A 16,965-nucleotide genomic window follows, 5' to 3' on the forward strand; every position below is an offset into this window, starting at 1 on the left:
TGCTGAATTACAGGCCAAAAGACAGACAACTGGTAAAACCGCCAAAGGTGAAAAAGAAAAAGAAGAAATAACACTATGAAGCCTATTATTTGGAGTTACGAAGGCAGCAAACAATCGGTGGCGATTGGCACTCATTGTCGATGGCCGCTTGCCCGTGCCGGAACGTGCAGTGATCGCCGACACTGGACGCGAAGCAACTTCGACGGCGGTATCTCACGGAACACATGCAACCATTGCTTGATAAAGTTGGCCTTACGGTCGAAATTATTCCCCACAGATACGCTCTGCATGACTCTACGACTCGAAAGGCGGCGTTTTGATTCCGGCATATACCGCCAACGGCGTGGGACAACTCGAGCCCTTTGCAGTGGCGAATGGAAACGTGACGTTGTTTATCGTTGGTTGCGTGAGCCTGAACGCGGCTCGGCCCAAAGAATCCAGTCATTCAATGGCTCGGTTACAGCTGAGACGAAATCGGACGTTGTAAGCCGTCTAAACGAAAATGGGCGGAAATTAACTGGCCTCTGCTTATGGGATACGGAATTACCATGTCCCGTGATGAGTGTATCCGCACTATTTTGGATGCCGGATTGCGGAACCCCGTAAATCGCGGTGCAAAATGTGTCCGTTTATGACGAACGCCGAATGGCAAGAGCAAAAACAAGATGACCCTGATGATTTTCACTTTGCGGTCAATCTCGAAAAGCAAATTACGGCTAATGACGAACAAGGCGGCCCTCTATCTGCATCGTTCCGGCGTTCCGCTCGACGTGGCAGACTTGACCGTTCCCGACGCTCCCGAACATCCTTTGTTCGGTCAAGGGATTCGTCTTGTAACGCTTCTGGTTGTTGGACTTAATAGGTTCACTTTTCGCAAACGGGAGTCAAGTATATAATTCCCATAAATAGACCCGTATTGATAAAGGCGGTGAAATGACACTGAAAACGAAAGTTTCTACAACTACATATCTCGGTTCAGATAAGGAACGAGACAAGGCTCTTGCTCAAACCTATCCGGGAATACAATTCACCCAGTCGTGTAAGCATCGCAATGTTGGCGTTACTGTGAAGCAGAAGTTTACAGTTATGGATGGTGTATTCAGTCGCCCAGAATCGCTTAATGTGCTTTGTGCAAAATGTCTCAAACCGTATGGATGTTTAAGTCGAATCCGCCAAAAATATCGAAAATGTAATAAAAATCCCGTAACCCCTTTGTTATCAATAGCCGGACAAGTCCTTGCGAACGCACAGCCCACGTCTCCAAAAATGCTATATTGATTAGGTTTTATCGAGGTTTTGACGTTTTTGCAAAGGGCGTTTTGGGGCGATTTAAGGCGGTCTAGGTCGGTACAATCGCCCCAAATGTCTACCACTAATTGAGCTGCGTCAAAATCATCGTCGCCCCTGCTAAGATCGTCGTGTCGGACGCGTCGGCGCTGGCTTGACGACCTCTCAGCAAAAACGTTCCCGCGTCTTCCGCATCCGGCCCGACTTCCATAGAACCAACGAACTGATAGACGCTGCTAGCCCCGGCAAGGGCGGACGGCCCAAAATTCGTCGTCAGGTCAACGACCCTTAGCACTTCACCTGTGCCATAGTCCGAACGAGCCATCCACTCACCGCTGCCCGTTAGCGTAGCTGTGCCGCCAAATTCTAGTCTTAACTCCGATACGGCACTATCTGACAGGAAGTTAAGCTCGACCTTGTAAAGCCCGCCTGACATTACGTTGCCGACTAATGCCGTATCGCCAAACGTCACGTCGTTGTTGTAGGTGATAGTTGTCTCGAGATACGACCGCTGGACCCTTGCGGTGAAATATGGCAAGTCGTTCCAGTAGCCGGGACCGAGTTTGATGCCACGCCCGCCGTCGCTTTCCTCGCCGAACTCAAATTCAGCGAGGTAAGGATTGTCTGACACCCACAACGCGGTTGGCAGTGGAGCGTGAAATTTTGCGAAAAACTTTTGTGACATAGTTTTTTCCTATGGATAGACAAGGATTTCGACGGAACAGTTATTGGCATTCAAGTCCGCATAAGTACCGACGGTCAGATTATTACTTTCTAAAAGGATATAATTGGCGTGAGACCATTGCCAACTCAAGAGAACACCGTCAGTCTCGTAACTTCCGACGTTCGACCCGTAGGTTGCGAACAGAAGCACTTTAGTATCATCTGGAAACGCACCCGTCAGTGTTGCCCTATATGACCCAATGGAATTGCGCGTCCACACCAGCGTCCCGCCGAGCGTATTTTCCACAACTACAGCAGTCGGAGCGCCCGTCCCCGCTTGTGACAACGACGCCCGATAAATCTTAACACCTGAATTTGCGAGATATGGACGGTCATTCCAACGTCCCGGCCCGACCTTGATGCCGTATGGTGCGTCTGATTCCTGTAAAAACTCAAACTGCGGAATATAAAGATTGTCCGCGACCAGTTCAGCCCGTGTCAGCGGTGCGGCGAATGTTGCTTGATAGTTGTCGCTCATAGTTTTTCTGCTCCTTTTGGTTCGTCTACTTTTGCCTCTTGTTCCGGCACGTTCACTTCCATTTGCTGGCATTGAGACAGTCCGAGCAAAAGACCGTTGACCTGTTTGAACGGCTGCTCCTCGAGAAAATTAACAATGGCTTGCGCCAAGTCTAGAGGTACTAATACGCCTGTTTGTTTTGTCATATTTTTAAGCTAATAGTCCTGTGTTTCGTAGTGCTTTGATTGCCTGAGCCACTGTGTAGCCGTCAAACGTATCGTCTGTAAGTATCGCGGTTGCCGCTCCTGCTGTTCGCGTGGCTGCGGCAACACCCGTTGTTGGTTGCACGATGGGCGTCTTTCCCAAAATCCAAGTTTTTGCGAAGTGGACGTAGCGATTATCGATCCGTTCGCCGTGTTGGTAATGATGTGTTTAGCATCAGCCAGCGTGATGCTCTCGGTAAAAGTTACAGCGTCACCGAATAAGAAAGCTGAACTTCCGCCGACCGCGTCGAACGTAACGACGCCCGCACTGCTCACGGCTATATCAAGATAGTTGCCAGAGTCGCGTTCAACCCGCACCTGTGGAGCGGCGGTGTCTCGAACTTGCAAGCGAGCCGTTGGAGCCGTTACGCCACTTCCCAACCCAAACTTCCCGACATGATGCGACGGCATATCTGGCAGAAAGTAAATGCCGTATTTCAGCGTTGAGCCATAGCTTGCCGTTGACGTGTCGGCATAGATCAGATAGTTGTTCGTGATCGCACCGCTGCCGCTGTAGCCTTCAAACGCGATGCCCTTAAAGTTCGGGATGGTGTTGCCGTTGTTTAATACCGAAACCCGCAGAGCGTTCGCGGCGGTTATCGTTCCGCCGGAGTTGTTTTGTATTCGCGTGAACGTGCCGTAGAAGTTTGTAACAGTTCCGGCGTTTACAAGCTCTTGTTTCAAGCCTGAAAATGTCGTGATGCTTCCGTTGATCGTTGTGCCGAAAAGCACAGCACCGGCTTCTGTTGCTGTCTTGCCGACATCCACAGACAGCCTTCCCCAAAGTCCATAGGCAGTTTCACAGTTACCAGCAACGACAGCGGTGAACTTGCCGCCAAAGATAACGCCGTTTCCGCCGCTTCTATCTACCGCTTGCCGTGCCTCACCGAAAACGCCGTAAGTGCCGGCATTTGCAGCGTTCAAATTATTGATCGAAAAATTTGCTGCAGATACAATACTTGCCGAGCTTTCAAAACTGTAAGCGTAAAAATAAGTGTTGCCGGGATTCGTAAGACCGTTCGCGCTGAACGTTCTACCCCTTACATCCGTGACGTTTGGCGTTGTAAGAAACGACGGCATCCACGACGCCATGCCGCTTAAATTCGCAGCGGGAAAGCCCGTGCAATTCGTGAGAAGCCCTGAGTTCGGCGTTCCAAGTATCGGGGCGATCAATACCGGCGAGGTCGCAAAGACTAATTTGCCTGTGCCTGTTTCGTCGGAGATCTTGGCTGCAAATTCTGCGGAGGTCATCACAGCCAGATCGCCGATAACCAAGCGGCTGGCTTCCATGTCAACCGCGATCTGCACGCCTTCTTTGACGGAACGGACGCTTTTTGACGATCGCGATGTTTTTGAGACTTGGAAGAGGCGAATGTCGCGGCCTTTTGGATCGAATGGAACTGCGATGGTTTGGCCGACGACGCCCTTGGCGAGAAACTGCGGCTCCATCGTCTCTTCGTCTTCCCATCGCCAATAAACATCGACAGCGACGGCCTCGGTCTCGCCGTAATCTACAACGCCGCGCAGCACAAGATTAAGCGGCACGCTTGTCTCTGAAAGGTTTTGTCTTAGTATTAGATCTGACATTTTAGATCGTGATCTGCGTCACGCTTGCCGACAGTCCGTTGTAATTTTCAACGCGAAAATGTACGCGGTCGCCAACGATGGTCGTCAACGTGACCGCCGTGACCTCGCCGTTGACGTCGGTGAAAAGCGGGCTTTCGGCCACGTCACCATCGAGGTCTTCGCTCCAAACACCGACGGCGATATTATCCTCGACCGGCGTCGGCACGCCTGCCTCGTTCTCAACTAAAACTACAAAATCAACAAAGGTCGCTGGCATAATTTCCTCACACGCACGGTTCTATCGGGATCTGCAAAACTCCATTTTCATAGGTAACTGTTCCAAATTCGGTGCGGCATGTTGGCGGCTCAGGGACGCATACGCCGCCAACGCAAATATATCCGTCGGGACATGGATTATTGACGTCGCAAAATGTCTGAGTCGGCGTCGAGATATCGACCTCGAAGTTTTCCATGTAGGCATTCGGATAGGCCTGACACTCGATCTCGACCTGCAGATCGTTGAGCCGTTTCATTTTCTTGACGCGATAATGTGAGAATCCGTATTTCGTCAGCCGCGATGACGGCACCTGAATGACCTTTTCCATGTGCAGGTCGAGCGTCTCGGTGAACCACGTTTTGAATTTGAGCGACAGGTTGTTCTGCAAACCGCCTTCGTCGTGCGGGCCAAGATCGAGCAGCGACCACGCCATTTTGATCGCCTGATTTTTATTTGTGACACCGAGCAGGCTGTATTTTTTCGAGTTGATCTTGCGAGCCTTGTCGCCGACGACGCGGCCGGCACGAAGCTGAGCATCGACATCCTCGACGGGATTGAGCGGCGTTTCGAGCCAGTCGTTCGCTGCGTCGTCAAATGTGCATTCGATGCGGTTCGGCAGTTCGAGATCGGATTTGCGTGAGACGGTCAGCGTCGATTTGCCGTCTTCCCAAATGATATTGCGGCCGTCGTCGCCTTCGTCGGTGAACGTCGGAGCTTCGTCAAGCTCGGCCTCTTCCATCATTCGCAGCGGCACAATGTGGATCTGCCCGTTGAAGAGGAACGGTCGCGACAAACGCCCTGCCATGCAGATATCTTCGACCTGCTGCTGCACCTTTTTGCCGATGAGTTCAGGATTTGATTCTGAGCGAGTATGGTCCCAGTCGGTGTCAAAAGTGTCGGTGAAACGAACGCCCTGATCGCACCATTCGGCCGCCTCGATCCAACTGTCGATGTTCAGCCGTTCGTAATCGTAGCCAAATCCCCAGCGTTTGTCTGTCAGAATGCGAGCAAGCTGCCACGCTCGATTTGTCGTCGTGCCCGTCGTATATGTTACGTCGTCCGTGTAAATGCGGACGTTATTGAGGCCGGTTATGATCGCCGACGCCGTTGCGTTGTCAGGGCTGATCGTTGACGGATCGCACCAGCCGAAGTTGTATCTGATGTGTGCAGTGCCTGAGTATCCGTGCGTCGTTAGATCGGCTCCGGCCGACGTTTGTCCGCGTGTGCCGAGGCGTTGATTGTAGTGCTGAGCCACGACATTCTGAGCGACGCCGCCGACGTTAAAAACTGCCTGCGAAATGCTTGCGATAGGACCTTCGCAAACCTCATACATCGCATAAAACCATCCATGATCAGGATCGTTGTTATTGAGCAATCGATTGAACGCGATCACCGGCATGCCGTGCGAACGCCTGCGGCCCATTATCACGCGGACCGGATTATCGAGATTGGTTTCGTTGCCCTGCGAAGTAGCGAGCAGGTTCGGGCCTTGCGATTGAGTGTTCAGGACGCGGTTTGCGATCGTGCGGTGCGACAGGTGATACATCGTCGGCACGCCGCGAGCGGTGCACGATGCTGTCGTTTGGCGGTCGCAGTATGTCCACGGAGCAGATGTTGCCGGATTGTTGATGCCGACCGCTCCGCCGAGGTGTTTGTCATACGGGCAATCGTGCTCGGCAACCTCGGCAGTCGTCGTAAGTTGCCCGCCAAAGATCGCCGAGCAATTTTGATAGTGAGCACGCCCGGGAACAAGAGCGTCCGACGAACGAAAGCCCTGTACGGCCTTGAGCTTGATCGTATCGACCGACGCCTCATCCTCAAATCTCAAATGTCCATGCCAGATCGGCAGCATCAATTCGACCTGCGGGAACCAGTAATAAAGCTCGACCTTGACGCCCTCGCCGTGATCGATCAAAAGCTGTGAGATGACTTCGTCCGCGTCCCACATTTCGAGGTCGATCTCTTCGTCACCGATAGAGCTATCAAGCTGCACCGGCAAAAACCAATCAGGATTATTTTCGGCAATTATGCGAGTGTCGATCGGCGAAACGCCAGGTGACAGGCTTGCGGCTTCATCGGTTTGCAGGACGCTGTACCAGATCGCACCGTCAGGCGACGGCCATTCGACCTTGACGAGTTCAAAAACGTCGATATTCGTCTGGGCGATCCGCAGCGTTCGAAGTGCGGCGAGAGCGGTCAATGTGGCGGAGTCAAAAACAGGCATTACGTCACACCCCACTTATTGATCAAAAATTGCTCAAGGTCTGCGTAGTCGGTCGCCGGTATTTCCTCGTCACACAGGATGATCTCGCCGACGTTCATCTCGGCAAAGCGTCCGGCAAAATCGCGGTCCTTTCCGATCTGGGCGTTTATCAGCCCAATGCCTGCAGACTTATACCAATGACAGATGCCGAAGGTGTTCATCGGAGCCTGCATGTTCGCGTCGGCAAAAGCAACGCCGTTCTTGCGATAGGAAACGCCGAGTGCGTGATCGTAAAATTTAGTTGTGCCGCTGTCGCCTGACGCCATCGCGACGCTTCCGGCCGCCGTGTCACCGGTGATAATGCCTGCGTAGTTCGAGAACGTCGCCTCTCGCATTTGCATTGCAAAGAATGCGTGTTTAAGAACGGGCGTGGCGGACGTTGTGAGATATCCGGTGTTCGTAGCTCCAACATTAAATCTGAAAACTTCGTGTCCATTCTGCGTCGTTCCTGACAAGGACACATTGCCGACAACGGAGAAATCATGTCCGCTGTTGCTTATGTCAACATCACCATTTACCCCGTTGTACCACGCCCACATGTAATCGATCAATTCCTCGGGGTGGAACACCGAACCGTCCGAACGGTAATAAATGCCCGGCACGCGGCGCTGCTTTAATTTCACCCGAAAGCGAGAAAAGATCATAAGTCAGCATCTCGCCGGAGATCGAGTTTTCCTCAAATGACGCGTGAAACTTACGGCCGCGAAAATCGATCTCAAAAATGTCAGTGTCGCCGGTGATGTGATCGCGAATGAAGTTAAAATAATATTCGAAGCGTGGCAGGCCGCCGATCTCGTTCTGATAGTCTTCGTCGTCCGGCAAACAGTCCGACATGATCTCCCATCCCCAAAGCCCGCTTGCGTGCCCGACGACCGCAGACGCACCGTAACCCGAACCGAAATCAGCCGTCAGGCGTTCGCCCTTCCACTCGATGGCTCCGATCTCCATTCCGGCTAAGTTCAGTTCGACGTAATCTTCGATCGTTGGCATACTTCCTCAAAATTGTCGGCGGCGTTAGCACGATGCGTTGTGCCGGGTCAGGAGGTGAAAACCCCGCCGCCGAGATTGTGTCTATCTAATTCCCATCGACCGGCCGAGATCTCGTCCCGTTCCGGAGTTGCGCTTCACATCGCTGACGACTTGAGCGCCGACGACTCCCGGCTTTTGTCGCATTCCGTTGACGAGGACATCGCCCGGACGCATCGCATTGATCTTGTCATGCAGCTTATTTAGAACGATCTCAAGCAGAGAGTTCGCCTGTCGCCGCTCGCCCGACATAAAAGCATCCGGCGAAACCCGCGAATAAGTTGACGGCCCTGCGTTCGGATCGTAGGACGAGCCTGAACCGGAACCGCCGCCGCTTGCCGCACCTTTTCCGCCGCCGCCGACTGCCTTTGCACCGAGTGCGGCACCGGCTCCGATAGTTGCGTAGATCGCCGCCGCTTGAAAGTGAGCCACCGCCGCAGCTCCGGCTCCGGGATTGCCAAACAAAGAGAGTGCCAACATCGCAAATCCCTGAGCCGTTTCCCACACAGCCTGCGTGATCGCCTGAGCCGCAAGATTCGCGAGGATTGCCGCTGTCGCCTTCTGCAGCGATGCACCGATGCTGTCGCCGTACAAAGCCCACGCCGCGATAGATTGCCCGATTGCCGACGCCATTGATCCGAACGTGTCGTTCGCCATGTCCTTGAGCGTCTTCATCTGATCGGCGGCGATCTGCGTGGCGTCTTTCATCTTGTCGGGATCGAATGCACCGAAAATGTCAAAATCTTCCAGCTCCGAACCTTCGCCGCGTTTCTTCAAACCGCCCGGTCGTTGATTCTTTTTCTTTAATCCCGCGAGCGCATCAAGCTGATCGAGAAACGCCTTATTTTGCCGTTCGACGGCATCGGCAACATCGTTCTCTTTTTTGACGCGAGCAGTTCCGATCTCAAGTCTCAGCAGATCGAGTCTGTGCAGGTTCTCGCTCGTAGGCGTGAGTTTTTCGACCTCATCGCGTTCGTCTTCGAGCATGTCGATACGAAGCTGTCCGACGCGGTCGGCGTAATCGACCTCATCGATCATCTGCTCACGCAGTTGGCCTTGTAGAATTTCGATTGCTTGACCAGCCTCGGCCTGACGAGTTTGAAGTCTGTTCGATACCTGTTGCTCTTCCCAGTCTCGAAACTCGTTCCAGGCAGCCATCAAGCCTGCGGTTTCTTCGTCGGCTTCTTTTTGGCCTTCGTTTTCAAAACCTGAATATGATTTGCCCCATTCGCCGCCCTTGGCATTGGACTCAGAACCACCAAAGAATTTTTTAAGGGCCGCCGGACGATGCGTGCGAAGCATGTTCTGGACGCCGGACATCGGAGACGTGCCGTTTGCGTCTTTGCCCGTCAACGAAGCATTTGGATTGCCGCCGAGAACCGTGCGATAGAGATCGATCAATGACGCTCCGGCGGTTGATCGTCCGACGCCAGCAAACCGCGACGTAAGAAAACGGCCCATGGCCTCAAGCTGTGCTTCAAAACCTTGTCCTTTGAACGCTCCGAACTGTTTCTGCTCGCTCTTACCGAATTGAGACAGCCCGATATATCCCTTGCCGTTATCGATTGATGTGCTGTAGGTTCCGCCAGTTTCAAATCCAACGATGGTCGCCAGATCGAGCGGCGAAATTCCGAGCTTTTCCGCAACCTTTACAAACGCCCGACCTTGAGTGCCGAGTTTGAAAACTTCTTTTGGTGATTTTTTGGAGCCGCCGCTTCCGCCGCCGATGTCCGAGCCGAAGCCTTTTGGCGGATTGTATGATCGCGTATCGTCCGATTGACGCAATGCCCCGATTGACGCGGGGCGGCTGTTTTTGCCCATCATGCCGAGTATTCCCCAAGGCGAGAAGTTCGACAATTTGCCCAACTCAGAGCTGTTGTCACCGTTAGCAACCGCCGCTCCAACCGCTCCGAATGCTCCGGCCTGTGCGTATCTTTTGGCTGCGTCCGCAGCCACGTCCCATGCAACCCCGACGCCGCGAAGAATGTCGGCGACGTACATTCCCCACGATTGAATCTCGCCTTTGTTGTTCGACAGCCACGTACTCATGTACGTCGCCATGTCTTTGAACACCGACATCAACTCAAAACCAATGGTCCGCCCGACGCCCGCAAGCTGAGCCTCAAGCTCAGTCATCTGATCGCCGAATTCGTCAGCCGCGCGAGCAGCCTTGTCATCGATCGTGATGCCGAGTTCTTCTGCTCGTTTTCGGAAGGCCTCGAGGTCGTAACCGACCTGATCCATCACAGTCAGCAGATCGGCTCCCGATTTTCCAAAGGCTTTTTGTGCGAGTGTGATCTGCTCGATGCCGGGTTTTGCTTCGCCGATGCGTTTGAAAACCTTTGCAAGCGAACCATCGAGATCGTTGAGAGCGGCAACAGGTTCAATGCCGAGAGATTTTAGTTTTGCAGCGGCTTCCTTCGATCCTTCGCCTGCTGCACCGACCGTCTTTGCAAATTTTGCAACGCCGCCTGTGATGGCTTCGAGTGATGAACCGCTTTGATCTGCGGCGAGTTTGAGAGCCGAGATCGACGTGGCTCCGAGTCCTGTCTTGACCGACGCATCGTAGATCGTCGAGCCGAACTCCGACGCCGACTTTGTCATCTGGAACATCGCCGCGCCGACGGCAGCTCCTGCGGTCGCAATACCCGTCAACGCTCCGGCGATAGCCGTTCCCGACAGTCCGCCGAGCGAGCCGATCGAACTTGTAATGCCGCCGATCCGCTTGTCGAGATCGTTGAACGCAGCCTTAGCCTTCGACGCGTCCGCGTCAATGACGTACTTCATTTTGAAGTCATTTGATGCCATCGTTTATTTGCGGGTCCGTTGCCTCTCAGCATCCCGACGTTTGTTATCGATTGATTCCGCTTCCATCAAAACTCCGATCTGGTTCAGCCAATAATCAGGACATGTTTCTTCAATGACGTGCGGCAGCACATGAAACTTTTCCGCTACTGCCAAGATAAATGCCTCGTCGGGCGGGCCTGCCTTGTCCGAAACCTTTGCCTTGCCCTTGGTCTTTTCGCCCAGCTCATACCACTTAGCTATTTGCTGGGCTGTTCTTTTGGGGCGAGATCGGTCTCGATAGCTTTCCAGATCGCGGTGATGTTCACAGTCTCGATCTTGTCGAGGTTCTCAACGGTCAGATTGCCGTTATCCTTCGATAAAGCCTTGCCTTTTTCGTCAGCGAGTTCGGGTAAAGCGTGAAGCCTCGGCAGCAAAAATTCGGTGTCGTAAGGCACGTAACCGGGGTCTTCTTTCCGTCTGGTCTGTGCCTCAATGCGGGACGCCTTTATATCGGCCGTCGTAAAGCAGTAATACTGAACAGCGATTTCATCGACCTTTCTTTCGCCTTTGTCGTCGCTGTATTCATAGGGAGCCGTGCATTCCCGCACGACTCGTGTTTTGCCAATTTTGATCATTATTTTTCTCCTGTTTTGTTAAAAAACGGGACGAGCCTGACGACTTGTCCCGTTCGATCTCGCATCTTCGATCTTGAATTAAATTGTCAACGGCCTATCCGTTCGACTCTTGATAGTTGCCATACTGTCCGAGCGAGGCATCAGTTGCCCGGAGCGTGTCTTTGAGGCATTCGAAGTTAAACTCAAACTTGTTGACCTCGTTGCCGCTTGAGAGCAGGTTCCAGTTTGCGAACGGCTCGATCTGTATTTTGTAGAGATTCACGATGCACGGCTTGTCTTCGTCGGCGATGTTGATGCCCGAAAACACCAGGCATCGTTCGTAAATTCGCTGATTCATCAACGCGACTGATACGCCTGCGGCCTCGGTTGCGGCGATCTTGATCGGCTGCACCATTGTCGGAGTGGAAAGGCTGAGGATCTTGATCAGTCCGGCGGCGGCGTCCCAAATTTCGTAATGTGTGCCGAGCGTCAGCGTCTGCGGCGATCCGGTCGAATCTGTCAGCACGATCGACGAAAGCCGTGTTTTGCCGCTCGGATGTGCAAGGATGTCACCGACCGCAACGCCCGCCGCGTAAGACGTCGCCGCAGACGAACCGCCCGCAATCGTTGCTTTTGTGCCGTAGGTGCCGAGTTTGATCAGGTCGGGCGTGTGAACGCTCGTGACGATCTTACCCGACATTCCCATCATCTTCACGACTGAGAGGTCTTTTGACGACAGCGACAGCCGCTTCGAAATGTGCTCGACCTTTTCGTTCGCGACGGTCAGCGACAGTTCGTCGATCTCAAGCAGCGGGATATCGAAAGTCACCGGAACGCCGGTCGTCGTGTTTCGTGTGCCGAGGGCACCTTTGCCGTGTCCAAAATAAAAGTCTGTATCTGCCATGATGTTTTATTCCTCGTTGGGTTATTTCTTCGCTGTTTTTTCTTCGGACGGTGTTTCGGCTTTCTTGACGTTGACGAGCTCGCCAAATGATTCGGCGTGAATTTCGGCAACCTCGACGACCTCGCCTGCTTCGCGGATCTGGTGATCGACATAGCAGCGGGCGTGGAGTTTGACCGCAACTTTCTTTTCCTTCGGGATTAGATCTTCTAATTGCATGATTTGTTATTGCTCCGCATTAAATTTGTCTGTGATGAACTGCACCGCGATCTCGACCTGTGCTCCTGTTATTTCAAAAGTTCCCTCGGCGTACTCAATGCTGTATGCCGTTTCCCGCGTCATCATTGCGAGTCCGATGCCGCTTGCGGGCCATCGTTCGGCGAGATAGTTGTCACTCTGGCTGCCGGTGCCGCGAATTGCCTTCTTGACATCGGCGATGGCGATCCTGGCGTTCGAGGCGTCCGTGCCGCGTTCGAGAAATACCTTGATCATCACCGGCATTTCGTGAACCGTTTTGCGGCTGGCGTTCGACTGCTCCTGCGATTCCGCACGGCCTTGAAAAACGCTGATCGCGGGCAATTCCGTTTGATCCCAATTAGGTCGGCTGTCTGCCACGCGGGTCCCGTTATTCGTTTGATAACCGTTTGCCGTCAGGATGGTTTGCATCCGTGTGACTATCGCCGCGATTATTTTCTGGTCCTTCGGGTCAGCCATTACAAAGTTTTCAAATGCAGGGTTGTGACGCCCGTTCCGTTTACCTCAATGCGTTCGATCCGGTAGTTCGCACTGTTGATGACCGCCACGCACCGCGTGACTATCGAATTTGTCGTCACCACCGAAGACGCCATGTCGAGTTTTGGGTTCACCGTCTCGATCTCATTTGTCAAAAGGTTCGTCTGCTGCGTTGCCTGCGTGAACCATCCGTTCAGGTCGGCGGCGATCCGGTCAGTAAACGCCTCGTTCCAAATATCGACCGACGAGTCAAAATCACCGTTTTCAAATATCGATTCGAGGTCGCCGTCTCCGATCATGATGGAATTGTTGGATAAACAAGGATTCCGACGGGTGTGGCAGACAATTTTCCGTCACCAATCGTGACGACCTTGATTGTGCCTGCATCAACCCATGCCACTTCTGCTGGCTCAAGTGTTAGCCCGCAAGTGCGGGGCGTTTCGATAAAGGTATATGACTCGGTAAACCCTTGTGTCAGCGATCCTAGGTACTCGCCTGAATCGTTGCGCGTCCAAACAACTTCACCGTAAAGAGAGCTCTCCAGAACTATCGCTGTGGGATCGTTCGTGCTGCTTTGATTGAGCAATGCCCGATAAACCCGCACACCGCGTTTAACCTGATAAGGCAGATCGTTCCAAGCCGTCAAGCCGTCACCGAACTTTACTCCGAGGTTGCCGTCAGTCTCGATGCCGATCTCAAACTGAGCCAGAACAGGATTCTGCTCTGTCCAAAGTGCGGCTGGCTGCGGCCCTGCAAATGTTGCTGGATACGACATTTATTTCGTCTTCTTTCCCTTCTCTTCGTCGGTAGCGAGTTCGACATTGCCCTGCTCGATCAGGCGGTCGGCGATGACGGTTTCGACGGTTGCTGTCGATCCGGCTTTGAATTCCGCTCCCTTGTATTTCACATTGCGGACAAATTTGACCTTGACGGTTTCGATAGTTTCTTCTGTTGGTTCTGACATAATTTCCTTTTTCTCCTGTTCCTATGCGTAAAGCAGCCGTGTAAAGCCGCGATCTGATATCGATGATTGACTGATCTCGCTCTTGCTCAAGATCGCCACGCAGCTCGCGTATGTTCCGGCCACGCCGTTGCCGGTCGTTGCCAGCAGGTCCATGTATCGTTTGCGTCCGCCGCCGCCGAGCTTGACGTGAATGCCAAAGAGCAGATCGTCCTCAGTCGCACCGGGCAGACCTTGGCCCGAGACGCCGAAATTCGCACTCGGCACATCGGTCGCTCCGCCCATGTTCGACAGATCAGACTCCTGCAATTTCAGTCCGGTCATCACGATGTCGATCGCGCCGACCGTGAAGATGATCAGCATCTCTTCATAGCCGGCCGTGTCGATGGTGTTCGTCACGAGCGCCGCGTCATCCGATATCGGACCCGGCGAAGTGACGATGACGGTCTTGAGAAGTTGCAGTCTTTGCATCGTTACACGCTCAGTGCCTGGTTAAATCCGCGAAGTGTCGCCGACGAAGGCTTGACCTCTGCCTTTGCTCCAAATGCGAAGACGCAGAGGAACGTTCCCGATGTTCCGTCGCCGCCTGTCGCTGAAAGGTCGAGATATCGTTTGCGTGATCCGCCGCATTTGACATGCACCTGAAATGCCGTATTGTCAGCCGTTGCCGATGGCAGCGTTGCGGGCGAGACTGAAAAGTCGGCTCCGGAAACGTCGGCGGCACCGGACATGTTCGACGCGTCAGATTCCTGCACCTTGAGAGCCGCCATCGCGATGTCCATCGCTCCGAAATAGGCAACGATCATCATCTCGTCATAGCCGTAGGTGTCGATGGTTGCAGTCGTGAATGCCGCGTTGTCAACGATCGCCGCAGGCGGCGTCACGCTGATAAAAGTCATGTCTTGAAGTCTTTGCATTTTATTTTCCTCGTGAAAAACTTAAAAAAGGCGGGATTTTCACCCGCCCGATCCCTATGAAGCGGCTGTGATAAGTCCGACGATGGCACCTTCCTGACGCGATGCGGCGGTTGCCGATGCGTTTCCGATGTCGTGAACAACGATGTCAAATCGCTGCGTGCCCTTGATCTCGATCTGGTCGTTGGCAAAGCGTGAATGCTCGCTGGTCGCGATCGTCACTTCTCGGCGTGTGCCGAGGCTTGCGGCTTTCGACAGGTCGCCGAACAATGCACAGACCTGGCTGTTTGCCTCGGCCTTTGGCATGACCTGCGTGTAAACCACGCGATAGCCCATGAACCGCTGATTGCGTGCATCCTCGATCTCGGAAGCCGTGTTGCCGCCCGCAGCGAGTGCGAGCTTGACCATCACGTTCCAGTAGAACGAGCGATGAACGAACCACGCCGCACGGTCGCTGTCCGCGTACTGCGGCAAGTGTCCGACGACGCCTTCGAAATCAACCAGGGCGAGTTCGCTATAAAGGTTGCCCGAACCTACCTGCAATCCGGCGATGTTGGCGATGGTTCCCGAAAGGTCTTTCAGTCTGTTAGTCGCACCCTTGATGCCGCCGTAGGTCGATGTTCCGTCACCGATGAATCCGCACTCGTCTTCTTTCTTGGCGAAGGCGTATGCGATCTCGTTGGCAACTGTGTCGCCAATGCTGATCGCCGAGTCTTCGTTAAGCTCACTCGAGATGCGGGTCAGTGCGATCAGCTTCTTGGCCGAAAGCGAGACCTGATCCCATGCCATCGTCGATTCGGTCAATGCCGATTCTTCGTTGGCAAAATATGCCGTCACGCCGCCGATCTGTCGCGGGTCAGTGCGGTCGCTGGATGACATCGGCACGATCTTCGCGTTCTGGCGAAATACGCCGTAGCTTTCGCGAAGCAGGATGAGATCGGTTCCGAATTCCTCTGGAACGAGAAAGCCGCCTGTTTCGTTGACGCCCTCGGCGAACGATCGGACGATGCCTTTCTCGATGCAGAATTGGCGGGCGGATTCTTTCGCACCCTCTTTTCCTGCAACGCCGATGAACCACTGTCCAAAGCGAAACGCCTTTTCAGCATCACCGCCGAAACCACGAACGGCTCCGTGCTGCGGCAGGCTGCGTGCCAGCTCGGTTCTCTCGTTGGTCGGAACCGGTGCGGGCGGAACGAATGTCGATTGCGGCATCTGCTTGCGGGCAAACGCCTTGAATTCAGCGATTGTCGGCTCGCCGGCGGTCTCATCGAGCAATCGCTTCTGATGAAACGCGTGCTCAAGCTCTGGCTTGCCAAGTGCGGCGGCCGTCTCGCGAATTTCCGTCTTGACCGTTTCACGGGCAAGTAGTTCAGCGGCTCGTTGATTTTTGGCCTCTTCGGCTGCAATCTCTTCTGGTGTCATTTTTTTATCTTCCTTTTGGTGTGAAATTGCCCGCTGTTGCGAGGCTTCTAGAACTGTGAGAGCTTCGTCGACCTCGGTCGTGTCCAGCTCAAGCTTGTATCGAATCGTGCGGTCAGCATTCTCTTCATCTTCGATCGAACGGCCGACGCCGACGCTGATGTCGGCAGGGACGGCGACTATCGAAACTTCGTATGGCTCCCAGTCGTCAGCGGTGTAAACCCGCTCGGCACCTTTTTTGTCCGATTTGAGATTGAGGTCCCAGATCATAAAGCCGACCGAGACGTTTTGGCGGATGCCGGTGCGAACGTCGTTAAAAACTTCTTGTGCCCGTGCCGATTCGCCAAAGCGAACGGTGCAGCGGGCGATGCCTTCTTTTTCGTTGAATTCGTATTTCTCGATCACACCGACAACATCGCGTGTGTCGTGATCCATCAGCAGCGGTGCGCCGCTGTCGAGCCGCTGCGTGCGGACATTCTTCTTGCCCATTCGCAGTTCGATCGCTCCGTAGTACCAGTTATCGACCGGCTTTGTCGAAGCAAACGCAAGCTCGACCGTCCGCGAATCTGCATTCACATCCTCTTCGCGGATCTGAAACGCGAAGTCGCTGCGCTGCATCTTCCCGTAAACTTGCTGGCGAACCTGGTCGATTGAATTGCGGTCTTGAGGCATAAGAAAAAGCCGCCGGAATTACCCGACGGCTACAACATTAAAAAAAATCAAATGCAATTAAATTTTAGGGGGGGATAAATACACCTGATCTTGTACCCAAACG

Annotated in this window: 20 protein-coding genes; 1 reads left to right on the forward strand and 19 read right to left on the reverse strand. The window is 53.6% G+C overall.

Annotated elements, in window-relative coordinates; translation table 11 throughout:
• The first annotated feature begins 719 nt into the window (after positions 1-719).
• Positions 720-896 carry a hypothetical protein gene (locus IPL32_19870; protein ID MBK8468077.1) on the forward strand — a complete coding sequence of 59 codons (177 nt, stop codon included), beginning with the start codon at positions 720-722 and terminating at the stop codon, positions 894-896.
• 476 nt (positions 897-1,372) lie between these two features.
• On the opposite strand, the gene IPL32_19875 is transcribed toward IPL32_19870, so the two are convergent.
• From IPL32_19875 to IPL32_19965, 19 genes are all read right to left on the reverse strand, one after another.
• Positions 1,373-1,972 (reverse strand): hypothetical protein, encoded by a 600-nt coding sequence (locus IPL32_19875; GenBank protein ID MBK8468078.1) that lies wholly within the window; start codon positions 1,970-1,972, stop codon positions 1,373-1,375.
• 9 nt (positions 1,973-1,981) lie between these two features.
• A complete protein-coding gene (locus IPL32_19880) occupies positions 1,982-2,488 on the reverse strand; it encodes a hypothetical protein (protein ID MBK8468079.1) in 507 nt (168 codons plus the stop codon).
• Complete coding sequence (locus IPL32_19885) at positions 2,485-2,673, reverse strand: hypothetical protein (GenBank protein MBK8468080.1); 189 nt, start codon at positions 2,671-2,673, stop codon at positions 2,485-2,487. Before IPL32_19885 ends, IPL32_19880 begins: the two co-directional genes overlap by 4 nt.
• A gap of 9 nt (positions 2,674-2,682) precedes the next feature.
• Entirely contained in the window at positions 2,683-4,317 is a 1,635-nt protein-coding gene (locus IPL32_19890) for a hypothetical protein (GenBank protein MBK8468081.1), read from the reverse strand.
• A gap of 1 nt (position 4,318) precedes the next feature.
• A complete protein-coding gene (locus IPL32_19895) occupies positions 4,319-4,573 on the reverse strand; it encodes a hypothetical protein (protein MBK8468082.1) in 255 nt (84 codons plus the stop codon).
• 7 nt (positions 4,574-4,580) lie between these two features.
• Complete coding sequence (locus tag IPL32_19900; GenBank protein MBK8468083.1) at positions 4,581-6,797, reverse strand: hypothetical protein; 2,217 nt, start codon at positions 6,795-6,797, stop codon at positions 4,581-4,583.
• Positions 6,797-7,459, reverse strand: a complete 663-nt coding sequence (locus tag IPL32_19905) for a hypothetical protein (protein ID MBK8468084.1) — start codon at positions 7,457-7,459, stop codon at positions 6,797-6,799. The genes IPL32_19900 and IPL32_19905 overlap by 1 nt, the downstream gene beginning before the upstream one ends.
• Positions 7,344-7,826, reverse strand: coding sequence for a hypothetical protein (locus IPL32_19910; protein MBK8468085.1), 483 nt, complete (start codon positions 7,824-7,826; stop codon positions 7,344-7,346). The genes IPL32_19905 and IPL32_19910 overlap by 116 nt, the downstream gene beginning before the upstream one ends.
• Positions 7,827-7,907: 81 nt before the next feature.
• The gene (locus tag IPL32_19915; protein MBK8468086.1) at positions 7,908-10,670 is read right to left on the reverse strand and encodes a hypothetical protein; all 2,763 of its coding nucleotides are present in this window, start codon (positions 10,668-10,670) and stop codon (positions 7,908-7,910) included.
• 236 nt (positions 10,671-10,906) lie between these two features.
• Positions 10,907-11,284, reverse strand: coding sequence for a hypothetical protein (locus IPL32_19920; protein ID MBK8468087.1), 378 nt, complete (start codon positions 11,282-11,284; stop codon positions 10,907-10,909).
• Positions 11,285-11,378: 94 nt separating this feature from the next.
• Positions 11,379-12,167: a hypothetical protein gene (locus IPL32_19925; GenBank protein MBK8468088.1), complete on the reverse strand. Its 789-nt coding sequence runs from the start codon at positions 12,165-12,167 to the stop codon at positions 11,379-11,381.
• A 21-nt stretch (positions 12,168-12,188) separates the two neighbouring features.
• Positions 12,189-12,383, reverse strand: coding sequence for a hypothetical protein (locus IPL32_19930; protein ID MBK8468089.1), 195 nt, complete (start codon positions 12,381-12,383; stop codon positions 12,189-12,191).
• 6 nt (positions 12,384-12,389) lie between these two features.
• Positions 12,390-12,878 (reverse strand): hypothetical protein, encoded by a 489-nt coding sequence (locus tag IPL32_19935; protein MBK8468090.1) that lies wholly within the window; start codon positions 12,876-12,878, stop codon positions 12,390-12,392.
• A complete protein-coding gene (locus tag IPL32_19940; GenBank protein ID MBK8468091.1) occupies positions 12,878-13,195 on the reverse strand; it encodes a hypothetical protein in 318 nt (105 codons plus the stop codon). The genes IPL32_19935 and IPL32_19940 overlap by 1 nt, the downstream gene beginning before the upstream one ends.
• A complete protein-coding gene (locus IPL32_19945) occupies positions 13,192-13,671 on the reverse strand; it encodes a hypothetical protein (protein MBK8468092.1) in 480 nt (159 codons plus the stop codon). Before IPL32_19945 ends, IPL32_19940 begins: the two co-directional genes overlap by 4 nt.
• Positions 13,672-13,860, reverse strand: coding sequence for a hypothetical protein (locus IPL32_19950; GenBank protein ID MBK8468093.1), 189 nt, complete (start codon positions 13,858-13,860; stop codon positions 13,672-13,674).
• Between the two features lie 21 nt (positions 13,861-13,881).
• On the reverse strand, positions 13,882-14,328 hold the full coding sequence (locus IPL32_19955; GenBank protein MBK8468094.1) for a hypothetical protein: 447 nt from the start codon (positions 14,326-14,328) through the stop codon (positions 13,882-13,884).
• Positions 14,329-14,330: 2 nt separating this feature from the next.
• Positions 14,331-14,774: a hypothetical protein gene (locus IPL32_19960; protein ID MBK8468095.1), complete on the reverse strand. Its 444-nt coding sequence runs from the start codon at positions 14,772-14,774 to the stop codon at positions 14,331-14,333.
• A 54-nt stretch (positions 14,775-14,828) separates the two neighbouring features.
• A complete protein-coding gene (locus IPL32_19965) occupies positions 14,829-16,862 on the reverse strand; it encodes a phage major capsid protein (GenBank protein MBK8468096.1) in 2,034 nt (677 codons plus the stop codon).
• Between the last annotated feature and the right edge of the window lie 103 nt (positions 16,863-16,965).

The organism is Chloracidobacterium sp., assembly GCA_016711345.1.
Taxonomy (GTDB): Bacteria; Acidobacteriota; Blastocatellia; order Pyrinomonadales; family Pyrinomonadaceae; genus OLB17.

Bases quoted from the DNA above. Each gene is read 5' to 3' on its own strand.
- IPL32_19900 (MBK8468083.1), bottom strand. From the start codon at position 6,797: ATGCCTGTTTTTGACTCCGCCACATTGACCGCTCTCGCCGCACTTCGA.
- IPL32_19950 (MBK8468093.1), bottom strand. From the start codon at position 13,860: ATGTCAGAACCAACAGAAGAAACTATCGAAACCGTCAAGGTCAAATTT.
- IPL32_19930 (MBK8468089.1), bottom strand. From the start codon at position 12,383: ATGCAATTAGAAGATCTAATCCCGAAGGAAAAGAAAGTTGCGGTCAAA.
- IPL32_19885 (MBK8468080.1), bottom strand. From the start codon at position 2,673: ATGACAAAACAAACAGGCGTATTAGTACCTCTAGACTTGGCGCAAGCC.
- IPL32_19915 (MBK8468086.1), bottom strand. From the start codon at position 10,670: ATGGCATCAAATGACTTCAAAATGAAGTACGTCATTGACGCGGACGCG.
- IPL32_19920 (MBK8468087.1), bottom strand. From the start codon at position 11,284: ATGATCAAAATTGGCAAAACACGAGTCGTGCGGGAATGCACGGCTCCC.
- IPL32_19890 (MBK8468081.1), bottom strand. From the start codon at position 4,317: ATGTCAGATCTAATACTAAGACAAAACCTTTCAGAGACAAGCGTGCCG.
- IPL32_19925 (MBK8468088.1), bottom strand. From the start codon at position 12,167: ATGGCAGATACAGACTTTTATTTTGGACACGGCAAAGGTGCCCTCGGC.
- IPL32_19955 (MBK8468094.1), bottom strand. From the start codon at position 14,328: ATGCAAAGACTGCAACTTCTCAAGACCGTCATCGTCACTTCGCCGGGT.
- IPL32_19940 (MBK8468091.1), bottom strand. From the start codon at position 13,195: ATGATCGGAGACGGCGACCTCGAATCGATATTTGAAAACGGTGATTTT.
- IPL32_19960 (MBK8468095.1), bottom strand. From the start codon at position 14,774: ATGCAAAGACTTCAAGACATGACTTTTATCAGCGTGACGCCGCCTGCG.
- IPL32_19935 (MBK8468090.1), bottom strand. From the start codon at position 12,878: ATGGCTGACCCGAAGGACCAGAAAATAATCGCGGCGATAGTCACACGG.
- IPL32_19910 (MBK8468085.1), bottom strand. From the start codon at position 7,826: ATGCCAACGATCGAAGATTACGTCGAACTGAACTTAGCCGGAATGGAG.
- IPL32_19895 (MBK8468082.1), bottom strand. From the start codon at position 4,573: ATGCCAGCGACCTTTGTTGATTTTGTAGTTTTAGTTGAGAACGAGGCA.
- IPL32_19945 (MBK8468092.1), bottom strand. From the start codon at position 13,671: ATGTCGTATCCAGCAACATTTGCAGGGCCGCAGCCAGCCGCACTTTGG.
- IPL32_19870 (MBK8468077.1), top strand. From the start codon at position 720: ATGACGAACAAGGCGGCCCTCTATCTGCATCGTTCCGGCGTTCCGCTC.
- IPL32_19965 (MBK8468096.1), bottom strand. From the start codon at position 16,862: ATGCCTCAAGACCGCAATTCAATCGACCAGGTTCGCCAGCAAGTTTAC.
- IPL32_19875 (MBK8468078.1), bottom strand. From the start codon at position 1,972: ATGTCACAAAAGTTTTTCGCAAAATTTCACGCTCCACTGCCAACCGCG.
- IPL32_19880 (MBK8468079.1), bottom strand. From the start codon at position 2,488: ATGAGCGACAACTATCAAGCAACATTCGCCGCACCGCTGACACGGGCT.